Genomic DNA, 18,437 nt, shown 5'->3' with positions numbered 1-18,437 from the left:
CGGGCATTCGAACACTCTGGAGGAACGCATGTCGACAAACACGATGGCAGAAATGACGTGGGCCGAGTACCAGCGCCGCCTGGCGACTGAGCCGCTCGTCGTGTTGCTGCTGCTCGGCGCGCTGGAGCAGCACGGACATCATGTGCCGATGGGCACCGATCACCTGCTGCCGGGTGCGATCTGCAACGCGGTCGCAGAGCGAACCCCGGCGCTCGTCGCGCCGCCGGTCGCGTACGGATACAGGTCGCAGCCGCGCATGGGTGGCGGGAATCACTTCCCCGGTACGACGAGTCTCGGCGGCGGCACGCTGAGAGCGGAGCTCATGGAGGGCGCGCGATGACGAAGTCCGTTCCGCAGCACTACGTCGGCGTATGGCAGCGCGCGAAGCTGAGGCGCGGCACGTCGCCGCTGGACGTGACGACGCGCGTGTTCTGGCTGCAGACGCCGCGCTGGCATGCGGACATTCGCGTGCCGGCCGATCGCGTCGATTTTGCCCGCGTCGCGAGCATCGGCGAATGCGACGACCGGCAGCTCGACGCGTTGCTTCAGCAGGAGGCGTTTTGCGGGATCACGTCGGTCGACGGCGACGTCTGCCGCTGGCATCGCCAGATCGACTACCGTTTGCGCGAAACCGACGACTTCGGCCGGATGGCGTTCGAAGGCGACCGTGCCGAGGAGTTCGGCATCGCGACCGACTACTACGAGCTCTGGCACCGGCTGCCGGACAGCGCGGGGCCGAGCATCGCGCTCGAACGGATCGACTTCGCCGACGGCGCGTTCCGGCGCGCGTTTCTGTGCATCGCCGGCGACTATTTCATCTACGCGCGCGATCGGGCGCTCGGGACCTCGCCCGCCGTGCGCACGCGCAGCAAGATCGCGCTCGGTACCGCGACGCGCGCCGAGATCGAAGCGTTCGTCGATTTCGAGTCGTCGTTCGGGAAAATCGTGAGCGGTGCCGGAACAATCACGTTGTCGACGCTGCCGTGGCGCGAAGGCGCGATCGCGTTCGAGATCGAGTCGCTCGCCGTTGCCGTTGGCGGTACGCACGCGCGCGAAAGCGGCTGGCGGCCGATCGAAGGGTCGGGTGTATATCCGTCGGCCGGCTGTGCGCTGGCCGAATGGCGCTAGCGGCGGCGTCGTGCGCGACGACGCGCGTACGCGTTGGCACGTCGCCGCACGGAACGTGCGCGCGTATCTGGCGTGGATGCTGAGCGCGCGCGCGTCGGCGCGCACGCAGATCGGGGCCGTGCGACACGAGGCCGTCAGCGCTGCCGAAAGCCGAGCGCCTTCGACACGACGAGCGCCTGATCCTTGATCAGACTCCCGATTCGGTCGGCGTTGGGCGACAGCACGCGGACGGTCGGCCCCGGTACGCTGATCGCGGCGATCGCGACGCCGTCGCGGCCTCGTATCGGCGCGGCGAGGCAACTCACGCCGTCTTCGAGTTCATCCTTTTCGATCGCGTATCCGCGCGTCGCGACGGTGTTCAGATCGTCGACAAAGGTTTCGCGGTCCGTGATCGTGCCGCTTGCGATCTTCGTCAGCGGCGCGCTGCCGAAGATCAGCTCGAGCGAGCGTGTATCGCGCTGCCACGCGAGGATCGCCTTCGCCGACGCGGACGTGTAGGCGGGAAACGTCGCGCCGACGCCGGGAACCATTCTCAGCGTATGCGTCCCTTCGATCTGGTCTACGTAGACGGCGTCCGTACGGTCGAGCACGACGAGGTTGCTCGTTTCGCCGGTCTGCCGCGTGATCACCTCGAGTCGCGGGCGCGCAAGTTCGCGCAGCGCGGAAATCCGGCGCGTGATCGTCGACGCGAAACGCAGCAGGCGGTTGCCGAGCACGTACGACCGCGATTCGCCGTCGCGGCCGACGTACCCGTGGTCGACGAGCGTCGTGAGCAGCCGGTGCGTGGTACTCGGCGACAGGCCGGTGAGCCGCGTGACTTCGGACAGGCTGGCCTTGCCGTCCGGTGCGTCCGCGAGAACGTCGAGGATCTCGAGGCCGCGCAACAGTGACTGCACGTTGCTGCTCATCTGGTCTCCGATTCGGGTGAAGGGCGCCGCCGGAACGCGCGAGCGTGTCGCGACGACATGGCAAGTGTCGGCGTTCGATTCGCTCGATTCAATAGCGAATGCACCGGTGGCCGACGGGCGCCAGTGTGCCCAATTAGTTCGGAAATGGTCGAAGTTCGATTCCGAAATGCCGTATTTTACCGGCCTGACTCTTTCCCTAGACTGAATGCCGAAACACGATGACCGCGCGTCCCGCCTGAGGGCGCGCGGCGGCACGATCTTGACGACGATGGAGGAAACATGGGCGAGAACAGTTATGACAAGGGGCGGCTCGACTTGCCGTTCGTCGGAATCTGCACGTTCGCGAAGTCTTCGCTGTGCCTCGACTGGGACGCGATCGACGCGGACGTCGCGGTGATGGGCGCCCCGTTCGACTGCGGCACGCAGTGGCGCGCGGGCGCGCGCTTCGGGCCGCGTTCGATCCGTGAAGCATCGACGCTGTTTTCGTTCGGCCACAGCGGCGCTTATGACTTCGAGGACGACGTCGTCTACCTGCCGAACGACGAGGTGCGCATCGTCGACATCGGCGACGCCGACATGATCCACACCGACACCGAAAAGAGTCACGCGAACATCGAGTACGGCGTGCGCAAGATCCTGGCCGCCGGCGCGCTGCCGGTCGTGATGGGCGGCGATCACTCGATCAACATTCCGTGCATCAATGCGTTCGAAGGGCAGGCGCCCTTTCACGTCGTGCATCTCGATGCCCATCTCGATTTCGTCGACGAACGGCATGGCGTGCGGCACGGCCACGGCAATCCGCTGCGGCGTGCGGCGGAGAAGAGCGTGGTGTCGGGCATGACGCAGATCGGCATCCGCAACGTGTCGTCGACCGCGCGCGACGGGTACGCGCAGGCGCGACGGATGGGCTCGGACATCGTGTCGGTCCGGGAGCTGCGCCGCCTCGGCATTCAGGGCGTGCTGGATCGGATCCCGAAAGGCGTGCGCTACTACCTGACCATCGACATCGACGGCTTCGACCCGTCGATCGCGCCGGGAACGGGCACGCCGAGTCACGGCGGGCTGCTGTACTACGAGGGACTCGAGCTGATGGCCGGTCTTGCCGAGCAGGGCGATGTCGTCGGCATCGATCTCGTCGAAGTCGCGCCCGATTACGACCATTCGGGATCGACGTCGATCCTCGCGGCCCAGTTGCTGCTCAACACGATCGGCCGCGTGATGCATCAGCGCAAGATCCGACGCCAGCGCACGCGCTGACGGTTGTCTCCGGGCGCCGTCCCGGCGGCCTTGGCACGGCGCGACGGCGCTCAGGCCGCCGGTTTCCTGCGCGGGCGGGCGCGCTGGCCGCCGATCTCGGCGGCGGCCGCCAGCAGATGCTCGTGAAACGACTGCACGACACGCGCGGGCTGGCCGCCTTTGCGCGTGATGATGCTGAATTCCAGGTGCGTGACGTAGTGTTCCGGGTCGACGCGCAGGAGCAGGCCGCTGTCGACCCAGGGGCGCGCGTAGTGCGGCGGCAGAAAACCGATGTAGTTGCCCGACAGGATCAGCATCGCGCGGCCTTCGACATTGTCGACGAGCGCCGACGCGTGCGACATCCGCAGCAGTTTCAGTTCGAGGCTCCCGAGATAGGCGCGGGCGGCGAGCCGGCATTGGCTCAGCGCGCCGATCGGGATGCGCTCGTTTGCACGCTCGGCGAGCGGATGCATCGATGCGCAATAGAGCCCCTGTTCCTCGCGATAGAGCGGCGTGTAGTTGAGCCCGGCGATCTGTGCCGGGAACGGGCCGACCGCCAGATGCAGGCGGCCGTCGAGCACGTGCCGTTCCATGTCGCCCGGCGTCTCGATCTGAACCTGCAGCCGCACATCCGGCGCGGCGCGGCCGAAATTGCGAATCGCGACCGGCAGCGGCGATTGCTGGTCGGTCAGGATCGCCTCGACCATCCCGAAGTGCAGCGCGCCCTGTAGTTGATTGCGCAGCGCGCCGGCTTCCATCTGAAACGTGTCGACGGCGCCGAGCAGCCGCTGCGCCGCCTCGTGTAGCTGAACGCCGTCGTCCGTCAGGCGGAATCCGCCGCGCCCGCGTTCGCACAAGCGAATCCCGAGCCGGGTTTCGAGCTGGGCCATGTACTCGCTGATGCTCGACGCACCGATGTTCAGAATCGGCTGAGCGGCCGCGAAGCCGCCGCATTGCACGATCGTTTCGAAAATACGCAGCAGTTTGAGATCCGTGTCCTGGAGCTTCATGGTCGACTCGCTGGATTATTTCGGAAACTGCCGAAGCAAGTTCCGGGAATTGACCATTTTATTGAGGAAATTGATTGGCCAGAATCAATTTCGTGTCGGTGGGGACGATGGCGTCGCTCCCCGGCGCGACGAGGCCGGTGCGAGACCGGCGGCGATGCCAACCTGCGATTGAAGGGGAAAACGATGATGAGCAAGCGTAAAGCACACATGAAGCTGACGGCGGGAGTGGTGCTCGGTCTGGCGTCGATGTGCGCCGTCGCGGGTGACGAGCAGGTCGTCAGGATCGGCCTGACGGGGCCGTTGACCGGCCCGCAGGCAGCGATCGGCAAGGACGACGAGAACGGCGTGCGGCTCGCGATCGAGCGCCTGAACGCGCAGGGCGTCGTGATCGGCGGCAGGAAGACGCACTTCGAGCTGGATTCGCAGGACGACGCCGCCGATCCGCGCACGGGCATGACGGTCGCGCAGAATCTCGTCGATGCGAACGTCAAGATCATCTTCGGGCCGTTCAACTCGGGGGTCGCGATTCCGATCTCGAACCTCGTGAATAACGCGAGCATCGTGATGGCGACTGTCGCATCGAATCCGTCGATCACGCAGCACGGCTATCCGTTCGTCTTCAGGATTTCCGCCAGCGACACGCAGCTGGGCAGCCGGATGGGCACCTTCGCCGCGCAGCAGCTCAAGGTGAAGCGCATCGCGGTGATCGACGATCGTACCGCGTACGGCCAGGGCGTCGCCGACGAATTCATCCGGTCGGCGACGGCCAACGGGATCGAGATCGTCGACCGCGAATACACGACCGACAAGGCGACGGACTTCGTGTCGATCCTGACGCACATCAAGGGCACCGGTGCGGAAGGGATCTTCTATGGCGGCTACTACGCGCAGGCGGGCGCGCTGCGCCGGCAGATGAAGCGACTCGGCATGAACGGCTACCTGATGGGCGGTGACGCGATGTGCAACGCGGAACTCGGGAAGCTCGGCGGCGCCGCGGTCGACGAGCGGGTCTATTGCCCGCAGGGCGGGCCGGTGCTGGAGCAGACGCCCGAAGGCCGGCAATTCAGGGCGGACTACAGGAAGCGGTTCGCAACCGATCCGCTGACCTACAGCGCGGCGCTCTACGACGGGATGAACCTCGTCGCGCAGGCGATGGAGAAGGCCGGCTCGACCGATCCGGCGAAGTATCGCGCCGCGTTCGCCGACATCGATTTTCGGGGCGTTTCGGGGCACTACCAGTTCGACCGGAATCGCGATTTGCGAGATTCACCGATCACGATCTATACGTATCGGCAGGGCGTTCCTTCGCCAACGAAGCAGTAACCCGAAGCGGGTCGCGTCGCACGCGACCCGCACGATGCGCGACCGCGCTCTGCGCGAAAACAGCCCGCGAGCAGGGCCCGCATCGTGCGTGTCACCGGACGGCTTCGCCCCTGGCCTGCAGATCGGCGTGATACGAAGAGCGCACCATCGGTCCGGAGGCGACCTGGCTGAACCCGAGCGCCTGCGCGCGTTCTCGCAGTTGCGCAAATTCCGCCGGCGTGACGAAGCGCTGGACTGGCAGGTGGTGCCGGGACGGCTGCAGGTACTGGCCAAGGGTCAGCATGTCCACGCCATGCGCGCGCATATCGTGCATGACCCGTTCGACTTCCTCCAGACGCTCACCGAGGCCAAGCATCAGGCCTGACTTGGTCGACACGTGCGGCACCGCGGACTTGAACGCCTGCAGCACGTTGAGCGAATGCTGGTAATCGGCGCCCGGCCGCGCCTCGCGGTACAAGCGCGGCACGGTTTCCAGGTTGTGGTTGAAGACGTCCGGCGGAGCGGCTGCGAGTATCTTCAGCGCGACGTCGAACCGCCCGCGAAAATCCGGCGTCAGGGCTTCGATCTTGAGCAGCGGATCGATTTGCCGGGCCTCGCTGATGCAGGCGGCGAAGTGGGCGGCGCCGCCATCGCGCAGGTCGTCGCGATCCACGGACGTGATCACCACGTACTTGAGCCGCATGGCCGCGATGGTTTCGGCCAGCCGCACCGGCTCGTCCGGATCGAGCGGATTGGGGCGGCCATGCCCGACGTCGCAGAACGGGCAACGCCGGGTGCAGATGTCGCCCATGATCATGAAGGTGGCCGTACCATGGCTGAAGCATTCGCCGAGGTTCGGACAGCTTGCCTCTTCGCACACGGTGTGCAGCTTCTGTTCGCGCAGGATCTTCTTCAGCGCGAGCACCTCGCGCGAGCCCGGGAAGGCCGCGCGAATCCATTCCGGCTTGCGCAACATCCGGGCCGGCTCGGTCGCGACGATCTTCACGGGGATGCGTGCCATTTTCTCGGCGGCGGAGAGCCTGGTTCCCGCGGCCATCGAAATCTTGCTGGTTTGCGTGTTCGCCATCGCTCAACCCCGATAGTATCGTTGCGGCACGAACGGGGTTTTGGCCACCTCCATCCGCACTGGCTTGCCGCGTACGATGGCATTCAGCGCCGTACCGAGTGCCGCGAACTCGGCCGCGACATATCCGATGGCCACCGGGCCGCCGTGCGTCGGACCAAACCCGCCGCTGGTCACCTTGCCGATCGTCTGGCCGTCGAGGCTGGTGAGGTCGGCGCCTTCACGCACCGGCACCTTGTCGTTCACGCGCAGGCCGACGCGCTTTCTGCTCACGCCTTCCACGAGCTGCCGGGCAATCGTATCGGCGCCCGGGTAGCCGCCCGCGCGCGCGCCGTCCGGACGCCGGACTTTGGAGATGGCCCACAGCAAGCTGCCTTCGATCGGTGTGGTGCCGGTGTCGATGTCGTGGCCGTACAGGCACAGGCCCGCTTCGAGGCGCAGCGAGTCGCGTGCGCCCAAACCGATCGGCTCGACCAGCGGGTCGTCCAGCAGCAGGCGCGCCAGTGCTTCCGCGCGGCTGGCCGGAACCGAGATCTCGTAGCCGTCCTCGCCGGTGTAGCCGGAGCGGCTGACATAACATTGCGCACCGGCCAGTTCGACCCTGGTGCTCTGCATGAAGGTCAGCGAGGCCAGCCGGGGCACGAGGCGTCCCAGAACGGATGACGCGGCCGGGCCTTGCAATGCCAGCAGCGCACGGTCGGCAAGTTCGACGACCTCGCAACGGTGACCGATCTTTTCCTTCAGATGGTTGATGTCCTGAGCCTTGCAAGCGGCGTTGACGACCACGTACAGATCGCCGTCGCCGAGGTGGGTCACCATCAGGTCGTCGAGAATGCCGCCTTGTTCGTTCGTGAACAGCGCATAGCGCTGCATGCCCGCCGGCAGATCGATCACGTCGATCGGCACCAGCGTTTCGAGCGCGGCAGCGGCAGCCGTGCCCGACAGCATGACCTGCCCCATGTGGGAGACGTCGAAAAGGCCTGCCTTGTCACGTGTGTGCAGATGTTCCTTCAGTATCCCGAGCGGGTACTGCACCGGCATTTCGTAACCGGCGAACGGGACCATCTTCGCGCCAAGGTCGACATGCAGGCTGTGGAGTGGGGTACGGGAAAGTTGAGTGGTCATCGTCATTCCAGAAAATGTGGGGGGGGGGGGCGCGAGCATGCGTTGCGGGGGATCCGGGCGGGGACGCCGACGCGACGGCCCGGACGATCAGGACTCGCCGATTACCGGCCGTATACCGGGAATGCGGCACACAGTTCGGCAACCTGGCGCTTCACGCGCTCGATGACCGACGGGTTTTCCACGTCGGCCAGGATGTCGCAGATCCAGCACGCCACGACGCTTGCTTCGGCCTCCTTGAAACCGCGGCTGGTAATCGCCGGCGTGCCGATGCGGATGCCGCTGGTGACGAACGGGCTCTGCGGGTCGTTGGGCACGGCGTTCTTGTTCACGGTGATGCGTGCGCTGCCCAGGGCTGCATCGGCGGCCTTGCCCGTCAGCCCCTGGCGGATCAGGCTCACCAGGAACAGGTGGTTGTCCGTGCCACCGGAGATGATGTCGTAGCCGCGCTCGACGAACACGGCGGCCATCGCCCTGGCGTTGGCGACCACCTGCTGCTGATAGGCCTTGAATTCAGGGGAGAGCGCTTCCTTGAACGCCACCGCCTTGGCGGCGATGACATGCATCAGCGGGCCGCCCTGGATGCCGGGAAACACGATGGCGTTGAGCTTCTTCTCGATCGCCGGGTTCGCGCGCGCCAGAATCAGGCCGCCGCGCGGGCCGCGCAGCGTCTTGTGCGTCGTGGTGGTCACCACGTCGGCATGGGGCAGCGGGTTCGGGTAGAGTCCCGCGGCCACGAGGCCGGCCACATGAGCCATATCGACGAACAGGAAGGCGCCCGCGGCGTCGGCGATCCGGCGGAATCGTGCCCAGTCCACGACGCGAGAGTAGGCCGAGAAGCCGGCCGTGATCATTTTCGGCTTGTGCTGTTGCGCGAGTGCCTCGACCTGATCGTAGTCGATCTCGCCGGTTTCCACGTTCAGCCCATACTGCACGGCCCGGTACAGCTTGCCGGAAAAGTTGACGTGCGCGCCGTGCGTCAGGTGGCCGCCGTGAGCCAGGCTCATGCCGAGTATCGTGTCGTGCGGCTCGATCAGTGCCATGTAGACAGCGGCGTTGGCCTGGCTGCCGGAGTGCGGTTGCACGTTGGCGTAGTCGGCGCCGAACAGCGCCTTCGCGCGATCGATCGCCAGTTGCTCGGCGATGTCCACGAATTCGCAGCCGCCGTAGTACCGCTTGCCCGGATAGCCCTCGGCGTACTTGTTGGTCAGCACCGAGCCTTGCGCCTGCAACACGCGCGGGCTGGTGTAGTTCTCGGATGCGATCAGTTCGATATGGTCTTCCTGGCGCGTGCGCTCATGCTCCATCGCCGCCCACAGTTCGTTGTCGAAACCTTCGATCTGCATGTCTTTGCTGAACATTCGTCTTTCTCCCGACGTCGGAGCCGCGCGCGACGCCCGACAGGCGTTGCGCCGCATGCGTATCCTTCGTCTCGTTATGGGTTAAATGCGGTAATCGCCGGAACAGCCCGCTCGCATGCGGAGATCCGATCCGCCGGGCGAACGGGTGTGCCACGCTATGATCGATACGCTTCCATCGGCGGACACGAGCACACCAGATTGCGGTCGCCATACACGTTGTCGACGCGCGACACCGGCGGCCAGTACTTGCCGGCTGCCATCTTCGCTACCCCATACGGGTAGACGGCCTGCTCGCGCGAATAGGCGTGGCGCCACGCGTCCACCAGTTCGGCCGCGGTGTGCGGAGCGTGTTTCAGCGGATTGTCGTTCGCGTCCAGCGTGCCCGCTTCCACCGCGGCGATCTCGGCACGGATGGCGATCATCGCGTCGATGAAGCGGTCGAGCTCTGCCTTCGATTCCGACTCGGTCGGCTCGATCATCAGCGTGCCTGGCACGGGAAAGCTCATGGTCGGCGCGTGAAATCCGAAGTCGATCAGGCGCTTGGCGACGTCATCGACGCTGATGCCGCTGCTGTCCTTGAGCGGGCGCAGGTCGATGATGCATTCGTGCGCCACGCGGCCGTTCGGGCCCGTGTAGAGAATCGGGTAGTACGGCGCCAGGCGGCTGGCGACGTAATTGGCGTTGAGGATGGCTGCCTCGGTCGCGCGCTGGAGGCCTTGGGCCCCCATCAGCGTGATATAGGTCCAGGTGATCGGCAGGATGCTTGCGCTGCCGAACGGGGCCGCGGATACCGCGCCGATTCCCGCTACCCGGCCCGCGCCGTGCCCGGGCAGGAACGGCGCCAGATGGGCCTTGACGCCAATCGGACCCACGCCGGGGCCGCCGCCTCCGTGCGGGATGCAGAAGGTCTTGTGCAAGTTCAGATGAGACACGTCGCCGCCGAAGGCGCCCGGTTGGGCGAGGCCGACCAGTGCGTTCATGTTGGCGCCGTCGATGTAGACCTGGCCGCCATGGGCATGGACGATGTCGCACGCGTCGCGCACGCGCGCTTCGAACACGCCGTGGGTAGACGGATAGGTGATCATGATCCCGGCCAGGTCGCGGCTGTGCTGAGCGGCTTTCGCGTTGAGGTCGTCGATGTCGACGTTGCCGGCGTCGTCACAGTTGACCACCACGACCCGCATGCCGACCATTTGCGCCGATGCCGGGTTGGTACCGTGTGCCGACGACGGGATCAGGCATACGTTGCGCTGCGCCTCGCCGCGGCTCGCATGGTACGCGCGGATCGCCAGCAAGCCGGCGTATTCGCCTTGCGAGCCGGCATTCGGTTGCAGCGACACGGCGTCGTAACCGGTGACCGCACACAGCATGGCTTCCAGTTCCTGCGCCAGCGCGCGATAGCCTTCGGCCTGTTCGGCCGGCGCAAACGGATGCAGCTTCGCGAACGCCGGCCACGTAATCGGCACCATCTCGGTCGTGGCGTTCAGCTTCATCGTGCAGCTACCGAGCGGAATCATGGTGCGATCGAGCGCCAGGTCCTGGTCGGCGAGGCGACGAAGATAGCGCAGCATCCGGGTTTCCGAATGGTGGCTGTTGAAGACCGGATGGGTGAGAAAGGCACTGTGGCGCTGCAGGGGGGCGGGGAGTGCGTCGGCGGTAGTCGCTTCCACAACCGCAAAGTCAGGAACCGCCCGGCCTTCGGCGAAGATCGTCCAGAGCGTGCCGACGTCCTCGGGCGTGGTCGTCTCGTCCAGCGCGATGCCGACCTGGTGGTCGCTGATGGAACGCAGGTTGACGTGGCGCGCGCAGGCCGCGACGTGCACCGCAGCGGTACGACTGCCGCTGTTGACCGTGATCGTATCGAAGCAGTACTCGGTCGGCACGGCATACCCGAGCTGGCGCAGACCCGCGGCCAGGGTCGCGGTGAGGCGGTGGATACGTCGTGCAATGGTGGTCAGGCCCTGGGGACCATGGTAGGCAGCGTAGAAGCCGGCGATATTGGCGAGCAGCACTTGCGCGGTGCAGATGTTGCTGGTGGCTTTCTCGCGCCGGATGTGCTGCTCGCGCGTCTGCATGGCCAGGCGCAGGGCGGGGCGGCCATGGGCATCGACCGACAGGCCGACCAGTCGCCCCGGCATGCTGCGCTTGAACGCGTCGCGCGTCGCGAAATAGCCGGCGTGAGGGCCGCCGTAGCCGAGCGGCACGCCGAAACGCTGGGTGGTGCCAACCGCCACGTCGGCGCCGAATTCGCCCGGCGGCGTGAGCAGCGTCAATGCAAGCAGATCAGCGGCGAACACCGCCAGCGCACCGTTGGCATGCAGTGCGTCGACAACGCCGCGGTAATCGTGAATGTCGCCGTAGGTGCCCGGGTATTGCAGCAACGCTGCGAAGCAGTCGATGCCCGACAGGTCCCGGCGTGGATCGCCCACGATCACCTCGATGCCGATCGGTTCGGCACGGGTGCGGACGATTTCGATGGTCTGCGGATGGCAATCACGTGCGACGAAAAACACCTGGCTTTCCGACCTGGCGAGGCGCTGGCAGAACGTCATGGCCTCGGCGGCTGCCGTGCCTTCGTCCAGCATCGACGCGTTGGCGATTTCGAGGCCGCTCAAATCGGCGATCATGGTCTGAAAGTTGAGCAGGGCTTCCAGGCGGCCTTGCGAGATTTCCGGCTGGTACGGCGTGTAGGCGGTGTACCAGGCCGGGTTCTCCAGCACATTGCGCTGGATCACCGGCGGGGTGTGCGTGTCGTGGTATCCCATGCCGATGAAGGACTTGAAGACCTTGTTGCGGCTCGCCAGCTCGGCCAGCCTGTCCAGTGCCTCGGCTTCGGTGCAACTCTGCGGCAGGGCCAGCGGGGCGTCACTGCGGATCGCTGCCGGTACCACCTGCGCGATCAGTTCATCGAGGGAGCCCACGTTGAGTTCGGTCAGCATCGCGCGTTGTTCGTCGGCATCGGGGCCGATGTGGCGCCGGACGAACAACGCTCGCTGGGTGAGGGAGTCGAAAGGGATCATGGCAGTCTTCCTCAGGCGCCGATATAGGCACGATAGGCAGCCCCGTCCATCAAGCCGTCCAACTGTTCCGGATGGTCGATACGCATGCGGAAGAACCAGCCATCGCTTTCTGCCGCCTCATTGACGAGGCTCGGCTCGTCGGCAAGCGACGCATTGACTTCCAGCACGGTGCCGGACACGGGCATCTTGACCTCGCCGGCGGCCTTGACCGACTCGACGGCCGCGGCTTCCTCGTCCCGGGAAAAGGCACGGCCTTCGCCTGGCAACGCGACATAGACGAGATCGCCAAGCTGCGACTGTGCATGATCGGTGATGCCGACGGTGGCACTGCCGTCCGCTTCCAGACGCAGCCATTCGTGGGATTCGGTGTACTTGATCTCGCTCATTTGCTCACTTCCTGACAGGGTTGCGCTAAGTGAAATGGCAAACGCAAGCCGGAACGGCAACGGCGGGAGGATGATCGAGGGATCGGCATCCGGACCGGGGCATTCCAGGCTGCGTGCCTGATGCCCCCTCTGTCCATTTGCCTGAGAGATTACGCGTCCCGACAGGGCGCTTCTCCTTCGGCGAGGCGTGGTCGGCGACCAGTGGCCTACTCTCCAGAGCGCTAGTCGATATGTCGGTCCTTTTGCCTGAGAGTTTCTGGGGCGATTCCCCTTCGGCGCCGCCAATGGCGGTCTCTCCCGACACATCCCGATAGCTGGTGACAATCTAGTCGGACGCCATTTGCGTTGTCAACTCGTCTTTGTCACCCGGCTCGTGCGGGGCAGAGGTCGCGGCGCATGGCGCTCGCCATGCGATGCCGGTGCCGGGCCTTGCATGACAAGGCGTTGCCAGGATTGCCGTCGGCGCGATACTTCGGTGGAATCCGAAATGAATATCCGAGATTGTCTATGCGTCCACCGCGCGAGAACGCGGCGCTATGCGTTGGCCATCAGGTCGTCCATGAACGCGCGCAGAACGGTCGGCTGCGCCGCACCTCGCTTGGTGATCGAGGAAAACGGCCATGTCGAGCCGAGGCGCTCGGAGGCAATCTGGCGCATCTGGTCCGCGTCGACCCAATGCTGCGCGTAATGCTTGGGCAGAAAGCCGATATAGGCACCTGTCAGGATCAGGATCGCTTGTGCCTCGATATTGTCCACCGTGGCGGCGGCACTGCCGCTCTTGAGGAGTTGCAGATCTCGTTGCTGCAGAAAGCCGCGCGCGACGACCTGGCTTTGCCTGATCGCGCTGATCAGTTCGTCGCCTGCCGCGTCGCTCGAGAACAGCGGGTGGTACCGGCTGCAGTAGAGCCCATCGGGCTCTTCGTACAGTTGCGTGTAGGACAACCCGGCAACGGTAAGAGGGAAATGCCCGATCGCCACGTGCAGCCGCCCGTCGAGCACACGTTCCTCCAGTTCGGCGGGGGTCCCGATGTAGATGTCCAGCTGCACGTCGTGGCCACGAGAGACGAACTGGCGTAGCGTGCGCGGCAGCATGCTGTCCGTGTCGGTGACCGTGTTGTCGATGATGCCGAGATACAGCGTGCCCGAGATGCGTTGCTTGAGCGCATGGGTATCCATGCAGAAGGTCTCCACCGCCAACAACAGGCGTTGCGCCGACTCGTAGGTCGCAACGCCGTGTTCTGTCAGACGAAATCCGCTGCGGCCGCGTTCGCACAACTTGACACCCAGACGCGTTTCCAGGCTCGTCATCTGCTCGCTGATGGTCGACTGGCTCACATTCAGTGCCGCCTGCGCGGCGGCGAATCCACCGCATTTCACGATGGTCATGAAAATTCTGAGCAGTTTCAGGTCGACGTCCTGCAGTTGCTTCATTTTTCGCTCTCCTCCATGGTTTTCATCGGAAAAAGTCGATATGAATATCCGATGTCTCCTATTTTTTCGGTGCAAATTCTTCCCCATAGTCGCGGTAAAGGCAAGCGCGCAGACGACTGGCCTTGGGAGACGATCCACCGATGGAGACGGAGACAATGCAGAGCAATACGTATGAGAAAGGCCGGCTGAACCTGCCGTTTGTCGGCCATTGCACCTTTGCGAAGGCGCCGGTTTGCCTGGACTGGGAACGCATCGACGCCGATGTCGCGATCCTCGGCGCGCCGAATGACATGGGTACCCAGTGGCGTTCAGGTGCGCGCTTCGGGCCGCGCGGCATCCGCGAGGCGTCCACCCTCTTTTCCTTCGGGCACGCTGGCGCCTACGATCACGAAGACGACGTGCTCTACCTGACCGAGGATCAGCTGCGCATGGTCGACGTGGGTGACGCCGACATCGTGCACACCGACATGGGCGCGAGCAACGCGAACATCGAACTGGCCGTGCGCAAGATTCTCGCCGCCGGCGCAATGCCCGTGGTGCTGGGCGGCGATCATTCCGTGCATGCGCCGGTGATCAAGGCGTTCGAAGGCCGCGGGCCGATTCATATCGTGCATTTCGACGCTCACCTCGACTTCGTCGACGAGCGCCACGGCGTGCGATACGGCCACGGAAACCCGCTGCGCCGCGCGTCGGAAATGGAGCACATCGCCGGCATGACGCAGCTCGGCATCCGGAACGTGTCGTCTTCCAATCGCAGCGACTACGATGCCGCCCGTGCAGCGGGCTCCAACATATTGTCCGTGCGAGATGTTCGGCGCCTCGGTACCGAAGGCGTGCTGGAGCAGATTCCGGACAGCGGTGCGTACTACATCACCATCGATATCGACGGGTTCGACCCATCCATCGCGCCGGGTACCGGTACCCCCAGTCACGGCGGCTTCCAGTATTACGAAGTACTGGAAATCATTCAGGCACTCGCCAGACGAAGCCGCGGCAACATCATCGGCATGGATCTGGTCGAGGTCGCACCAGCGTATGACCCGACCGGAACGACGTCGATTCTGGCCGCGCAACTGCTGATGAACAGCATCGGCTTCATCTTCCATGCGCGCAGTCTGGCAAGAGGACGCTGAGCGTCCGCATCCGTAATCCGGGGGTGTCCCGCACGACGCCCGAAGTCATCACCGCAAAGCCCGACGGCCTTGAAGCGAGGTCCGGGGCGGGCATATCAAGGAAGATCAGAATGGATGCCGTTGTTGCGCAATATCTCGACCGCCATGGCGTTTCGCATGCGACCCGAAGCTTTCTTGCCTCGTCGATGAGGATGTTCATCGGCGGCGAATGGGTGGAGGGCGGCGACGGCCAGGTCAGCGCCGTCACCGAACCTTCTACCGGAGGCGTCATCACGCACATTCCGTTCGCGACGACGGCCGATCTCGACCGCGCGGTGGCGGCGGCGCGTCACCAGTTCGACCATGGCGAATGGCGTCGCCTGAAGCCGCTCGAGCGTGAGCGTCTGCTGCACCGATTGGCTGATCTGATCGAAGCCCATGCGGACGAACTGGCCGAGATCGAATCGATCGACATGGGAAAATCCGTCGTGCAGGCGCGCGCGATCGATATCCAGGGCACTGTCGATACGTTCCGCTATTTTGCCGGTTGGGCCTCCAAGTTGCATGGGCGTACGGTCGAGCCGTCGTTGCCAGGTAATTACCTGGCCTATACGCGAAAGGAGCCGATCGGTGTAGTGGGCGCGATCGTACCGTGGAACTATCCGTTGCAGACGATGGCGTGGAAACTGGCGGCTGCGCTGGCGGTCGGTTGTACCACGGTTGTCAAGCCGGCCGAGCTTACGTCGCTGTCGACGCTGCGTTTTGCCGAACTGGTTCAGGAAGCCGGCATTCCGGACGGCGTGGTCAACATCGTGACCGGGCGTGGCAGCGTGATCGGTGCCGCGATGGCAAGCCATCCAGGCATCGACAAGCTGACGTTTACCGGCTCGACGCCGGTCGGGCGCGCCGTCGGGCAGAACGCCGTTCAAAACATCAAGCGCGTCACGCTGGAACTCGGCGGCAAATCACCCGTCATCGTGCTGGACGATGCCGATATCGATGCCGCCGCACAAGCCGTGGCCAACGGCGTGTTCTTCAATTCCGGGCAGGTCTGCGATGCAGGGACGCGTGCCTACATTCACCGCAGCATTTACGATCGCTTCCTGGCCGCGCTCGCCGAATACACGTCGACGCTGAAGATTGCCCCCGGGCTGGACCGCGATTGCTTCATCAGCCCGCTCGTGTCGGCCAAACAGAAGGACACCGTGCTTTCGTACATCGAAGCCGGGATTCGAGAAGGCGCCGAATGCTACTACGGCGGGCGCCCCCAAGAGGGCCCGGGTCATTTTGTCGAGCCGACCATCTTTGCACATTGCCGTAACGACATGCGCATCGTCCGCGAGGAAATATTCGGACCGGTGCTGGTCACCGCGCCGTTCGATACGCTGGACGAGGCCGTGACGCTCGCCAACGATTCGTCGTTCGGCCTGGCTGCCGCGATCTATTCGAACGACCTCGGCCGGGTGCACGGCCTGATCCCGCAACTGCAGGCCGGCACGGTTTATGTGAACGCCCACAGCACCATCGATCCGTCGCTGCCTTTCGGGGGATTCAAGACGTCCGGGTTCGGCAAGGACCTGGGGCCGGAGCAGCTCGACTACCTGATGGAAACCAAGGCGGTCTGCATCACGCTGCCCTGAGCGCGCATACGCTGCGAGCCCTTCCGAGCCGGCACGCATGGCGACTGCCTGCGGCCGGCCGGAAGCGGCCGCCCGGACTATGAAGCCATCGAACTGTTGGTCCGACAGGGCTCGATGAAATTGCACGGCATCACCCTTTGAGATCATGGGGTACATCATGCAAGCAGAAACAAAGGCACTGAACGTGCCGCGTAGCGATCAGAGTGCCATTGAAGGGCGCTCGATCGATTTCGTTCCGGAAAGCGAACGTACCGACAAGCTGTCCAGCCAGGGCCCGTTCTGGTTCGTCGGAAACTTCACGTTCTTCACCATGACCATCGGCTTTGTCGGGCCGAGCGTGGGTCTTGATTCGCTCTGGACGACCATCGCCGGAACGCTGGGCATCATGTTCGGTACGCTGTTCATGGCCTTCCATGGTTCGCAAGGCCCGCACCTTGGTCTTCCGCAGATGATCCAGTCTCGTGCGCAATTCGGATATCGCGGCGTGGTGCTCGTGCTGTTGGCGACCTTGTTCGTCTTCGCGGGCTTCAACATCGTCAACCTCGTGTTGATGATGCAGGGGCTGAGGACGCTGTACAACTGGGACCCGATGCAAGTTGCGCTTGCGGTGACGGTGCCGGCCACCGTCCTGGCCATCCTCGGTCATGACTGGATGCACCGGACGTTCAAATGGTCGCTTTATCTTTCGCTGCCGCTTTACGGCATCGTAACGTTGGCGGTGCTGATGGGATGGATCCAGGACGCGCCGGCAGCGACGGGGGGCGCGCCGGCCGCGCCGCTGGGATTCAACTGGACCGGGTTCATCGCGCAGTTTGCAGCCGCGGCCAGCTACAACATCGCCTACGCCCCGTATGTATCGGACTATTCCCGTTACCTGCCGAAGAACACCTCGAGCAGCAAGCTGATCACGGCTGTGTTCGTGGGGGCATCACTATCCGGCGCATGGATGATCGCGGTTGGCGGCTGGCTTGGGGCACACCTGCATGCCACCGATGTCCTGGTGGCGCTCAACAGCGTCGGTGCAGGCATTGCCCCGAAATTGGGAGCCGTGGTCGTGGCCATCACGATCCTCGCGTTCCTTCCGGTGATTGCCATGAAAATCTACAGCGCCAAGCTCACGGCCATTACCAGCGTGGACTCGTTCAGGAAGGTCGAGCCGACCGCGAAGGCACGGATCATCGCGATCATCTTCGTCGTGCTCCTGCAGTTCGGCGTGGCAATGCGCATCTATACGTCGGGTTCCGGTCTTTCGGTGCTCAATATCTATCTGGTGGTGATGCTGTACTTCCTTGTGCCCTGGACCGCCGTCAATCTCACCGATTACTTCTTCGTCCGCAAGGGCCGCTATGCGGTACCGCATTTTTTCCGCCCGAACGGCAATATCTATGGGCGTTGGGGGGTCCGTGGCCTGCTGTCCTATCTCATTGGATTCGTGGCGATGATCCCGTTCTTCTGTGTCTTCGACGGCGATCGTGAAGTCTACGTCGGTCCGCTCGCCAGGGCGATGGGCAGCGTGGACCTGGCCTGGCTGGTCGGGCTGTTCGTATCTGCGCTGGTGTACTACGTGTTCTGCGGTTCGCTCGACTTGCAACGAGAGGAGGCGGTGATCAGGCACATCGAAGAGAACATGCCGGAATACACGACTGGCGAGAAACATCGCGCCTGACGCAGCGGCCCGGATCATTTATCGAGGTAGA

General features: G+C 64.5%; 16 protein-coding genes and 1 riboswitch. Of the genes, 8 read left to right on the top strand and 8 right to left on the bottom strand.

The window, feature by feature from the left end; genetic code table 11:
- Positions 1-28 precede the first annotated feature (28 nt).
- Together ACV22Z_RS18860 and ACV22Z_RS18855 are read left to right on the top strand one after the other, a co-directional pair.
- The gene (locus ACV22Z_RS18860; RefSeq protein ID WP_448077801.1) at positions 29-340 is read left to right on the top strand and encodes a creatininase family protein; all 312 of its coding nucleotides are present in this window, start codon (positions 29-31) and stop codon (positions 338-340) included.
- Positions 337-1,128 carry a hypothetical protein gene (locus tag ACV22Z_RS18855; RefSeq protein ID WP_448077800.1) on the top strand — a complete coding sequence of 264 codons (792 nt, stop codon included), beginning with the start codon at positions 337-339 and terminating at the stop codon, positions 1,126-1,128. Before ACV22Z_RS18860 ends, ACV22Z_RS18855 begins: the two co-directional genes overlap by 4 nt.
- Before the next feature lie 134 nt (positions 1,129-1,262).
- On the opposite strand, the gene ACV22Z_RS18850 is transcribed toward ACV22Z_RS18855, so the two are convergent.
- On the bottom strand, positions 1,263-2,036 hold the full coding sequence (locus tag ACV22Z_RS18850; RefSeq protein WP_448077799.1) for an IclR family transcriptional regulator: 774 nt from the start codon (positions 2,034-2,036) through the stop codon (positions 1,263-1,265).
- 279 nt (positions 2,037-2,315) lie between these two features.
- Here ACV22Z_RS18850 and speB (ACV22Z_RS18845) point away from each other — a divergent pair, with 279 nt between their 5' ends.
- Positions 2,316-3,293: an agmatinase gene (gene speB / locus ACV22Z_RS18845; RefSeq protein WP_448077798.1), complete on the top strand. Its 978-nt coding sequence runs from the start codon at positions 2,316-2,318 to the stop codon at positions 3,291-3,293.
- Positions 3,294-3,343: 50 nt separating this feature from the next.
- Here the strand turns inward: speB (ACV22Z_RS18845) and ACV22Z_RS18840 are convergent, their stop codons facing one another.
- Positions 3,344-4,282: a LysR family transcriptional regulator gene (locus tag ACV22Z_RS18840; RefSeq protein ID WP_448077797.1), complete on the bottom strand. Its 939-nt coding sequence runs from the start codon at positions 4,280-4,282 to the stop codon at positions 3,344-3,346.
- Between ACV22Z_RS18840 and ACV22Z_RS18835 the strand changes: the two genes are divergently transcribed.
- Both ACV22Z_RS18835 and ACV22Z_RS18830 read left to right on the top strand, forming a co-directional pair.
- Positions 4,281-4,454 (top strand): hypothetical protein, encoded by a 174-nt coding sequence (locus ACV22Z_RS18835; protein WP_448077796.1) that lies wholly within the window; start codon positions 4,281-4,283, stop codon positions 4,452-4,454. The genes ACV22Z_RS18840 and ACV22Z_RS18835 overlap by 2 nt on opposite strands.
- 14 nt (positions 4,455-4,468) lie before the next feature.
- Positions 4,469-5,605 carry a branched-chain amino acid ABC transporter substrate-binding protein gene (locus ACV22Z_RS18830; RefSeq protein ID WP_448077795.1) on the top strand — a complete coding sequence of 379 codons (1,137 nt, stop codon included), beginning with the start codon at positions 4,469-4,471 and terminating at the stop codon, positions 5,603-5,605.
- Positions 5,606-5,696: 91 nt separating this feature from the next.
- On the opposite strand, the gene lipA is transcribed toward ACV22Z_RS18830, so the two are convergent.
- The 6 genes from lipA to ACV22Z_RS18800 form a co-directional block, all read right to left on the bottom strand.
- Complete coding sequence (gene lipA, locus ACV22Z_RS18825; RefSeq protein ID WP_448077794.1) at positions 5,697-6,671, bottom strand: lipoyl synthase; 975 nt, start codon at positions 6,669-6,671, stop codon at positions 5,697-5,699.
- 3 nt (positions 6,672-6,674) lie between these two features.
- Positions 6,675-7,799, bottom strand: a complete 1,125-nt coding sequence (gene gcvT, locus ACV22Z_RS18820) for a glycine cleavage system aminomethyltransferase GcvT (RefSeq protein ID WP_448077793.1) — start codon at positions 7,797-7,799, stop codon at positions 6,675-6,677.
- A gap of 95 nt (positions 7,800-7,894) precedes the next feature.
- Positions 7,895-9,151 carry a serine hydroxymethyltransferase gene (gene glyA / locus ACV22Z_RS18815; protein WP_448077792.1) on the bottom strand — a complete coding sequence of 419 codons (1,257 nt, stop codon included), beginning with the start codon at positions 9,149-9,151 and terminating at the stop codon, positions 7,895-7,897.
- A 155-nt stretch (positions 9,152-9,306) separates the two neighbouring features.
- The gene (gene gcvP / locus ACV22Z_RS18810; protein ID WP_448077791.1) at positions 9,307-12,171 is read right to left on the bottom strand and encodes an aminomethyl-transferring glycine dehydrogenase; all 2,865 of its coding nucleotides are present in this window, start codon (positions 12,169-12,171) and stop codon (positions 9,307-9,309) included.
- An 11-nt stretch (positions 12,172-12,182) separates the two neighbouring features.
- A complete protein-coding gene (gene gcvH / locus ACV22Z_RS18805) occupies positions 12,183-12,557 on the bottom strand; it encodes a glycine cleavage system protein GcvH (protein ID WP_448077790.1) in 375 nt (124 codons plus the stop codon).
- A gap of 224 nt (positions 12,558-12,781) precedes the next feature.
- A riboswitch (glycine riboswitch) is annotated at positions 12,782-12,867 on the bottom strand.
- Positions 12,868-13,091: 224 nt separating this feature from the next.
- Positions 13,092-13,988 (bottom strand): LysR family transcriptional regulator, encoded by an 897-nt coding sequence (locus ACV22Z_RS18800; protein WP_448077789.1) that lies wholly within the window; start codon positions 13,986-13,988, stop codon positions 13,092-13,094.
- A gap of 155 nt (positions 13,989-14,143) precedes the next feature.
- Between ACV22Z_RS18800 and speB (ACV22Z_RS18795) the strand changes: the two genes are divergently transcribed.
- From speB (ACV22Z_RS18795) to ACV22Z_RS18785, 3 genes are all read left to right on the top strand, one after another.
- Positions 14,144-15,121: an agmatinase gene (speB, locus tag ACV22Z_RS18795; RefSeq protein WP_448077788.1), complete on the top strand. Its 978-nt coding sequence runs from the start codon at positions 14,144-14,146 to the stop codon at positions 15,119-15,121.
- Between the two features lie 110 nt (positions 15,122-15,231).
- A complete protein-coding gene (locus ACV22Z_RS18790; protein WP_448077787.1) occupies positions 15,232-16,740 on the top strand; it encodes an aldehyde dehydrogenase family protein in 1,509 nt (502 codons plus the stop codon).
- 157 nt (positions 16,741-16,897) lie between these two features.
- Positions 16,898-18,406, top strand: coding sequence for a purine-cytosine permease family protein (locus ACV22Z_RS18785; RefSeq protein WP_448077786.1), 1,509 nt, complete (start codon positions 16,898-16,900; stop codon positions 18,404-18,406).
- Positions 18,407-18,437 lie beyond the last annotated feature (31 nt).

The sequence above is a fragment of the Burkholderia sp. PU8-34 genome (genome assembly GCF_053427725.1).
The sequence above is the reverse complement of the archived record's forward strand: the minus strand, read 5'-3'. Positions and strand labels throughout refer to the sequence as shown.

Coding starts and splice junctions, on each gene's coding strand:
- ACV22Z_RS18860 (WP_448077801.1), top strand. CDS start 29: ATGTCGACAAACACGATGGCAGAAATGACGTGGGCCGAGTACCAGCGC.
- ACV22Z_RS18855 (WP_448077800.1), top strand. CDS start 337: ATGACGAAGTCCGTTCCGCAGCACTACGTCGGCGTATGGCAGCGCGCG.
- ACV22Z_RS18850 (WP_448077799.1), bottom strand. CDS start 2,036: ATGAGCAGCAACGTGCAGTCACTGTTGCGCGGCCTCGAGATCCTCGAC.
- speB (WP_448077798.1), top strand. CDS start 2,316: ATGGGCGAGAACAGTTATGACAAGGGGCGGCTCGACTTGCCGTTCGTC.
- ACV22Z_RS18835 (WP_448077796.1), top strand. CDS start 4,281: ATGGTCGACTCGCTGGATTATTTCGGAAACTGCCGAAGCAAGTTCCGG.
- ACV22Z_RS18840 (WP_448077797.1), bottom strand. CDS start 4,282: ATGAAGCTCCAGGACACGGATCTCAAACTGCTGCGTATTTTCGAAACG.
- ACV22Z_RS18830 (WP_448077795.1), top strand. CDS start 4,469: ATGAGCAAGCGTAAAGCACACATGAAGCTGACGGCGGGAGTGGTGCTC.
- lipA (WP_448077794.1), bottom strand. CDS start 6,671: ATGGCGAACACGCAAACCAGCAAGATTTCGATGGCCGCGGGAACCAGG.
- gcvT (WP_448077793.1), bottom strand. CDS start 7,799: ATGACGATGACCACTCAACTTTCCCGTACCCCACTCCACAGCCTGCAT.
- glyA (WP_448077792.1), bottom strand. CDS start 9,151: ATGTTCAGCAAAGACATGCAGATCGAAGGTTTCGACAACGAACTGTGG.
- gcvP (WP_448077791.1), bottom strand. CDS start 12,171: ATGATCCCTTTCGACTCCCTCACCCAGCGAGCGTTGTTCGTCCGGCGC.
- gcvH (WP_448077790.1), bottom strand. CDS start 12,557: ATGAGCGAGATCAAGTACACCGAATCCCACGAATGGCTGCGTCTGGAA.
- ACV22Z_RS18800 (WP_448077789.1), bottom strand. CDS start 13,988: ATGAAGCAACTGCAGGACGTCGACCTGAAACTGCTCAGAATTTTCATG.
- speB (WP_448077788.1), top strand. CDS start 14,144: ATGCAGAGCAATACGTATGAGAAAGGCCGGCTGAACCTGCCGTTTGTC.
- ACV22Z_RS18790 (WP_448077787.1), top strand. CDS start 15,232: ATGGATGCCGTTGTTGCGCAATATCTCGACCGCCATGGCGTTTCGCAT.
- ACV22Z_RS18785 (WP_448077786.1), top strand. CDS start 16,898: ATGCAAGCAGAAACAAAGGCACTGAACGTGCCGCGTAGCGATCAGAGT.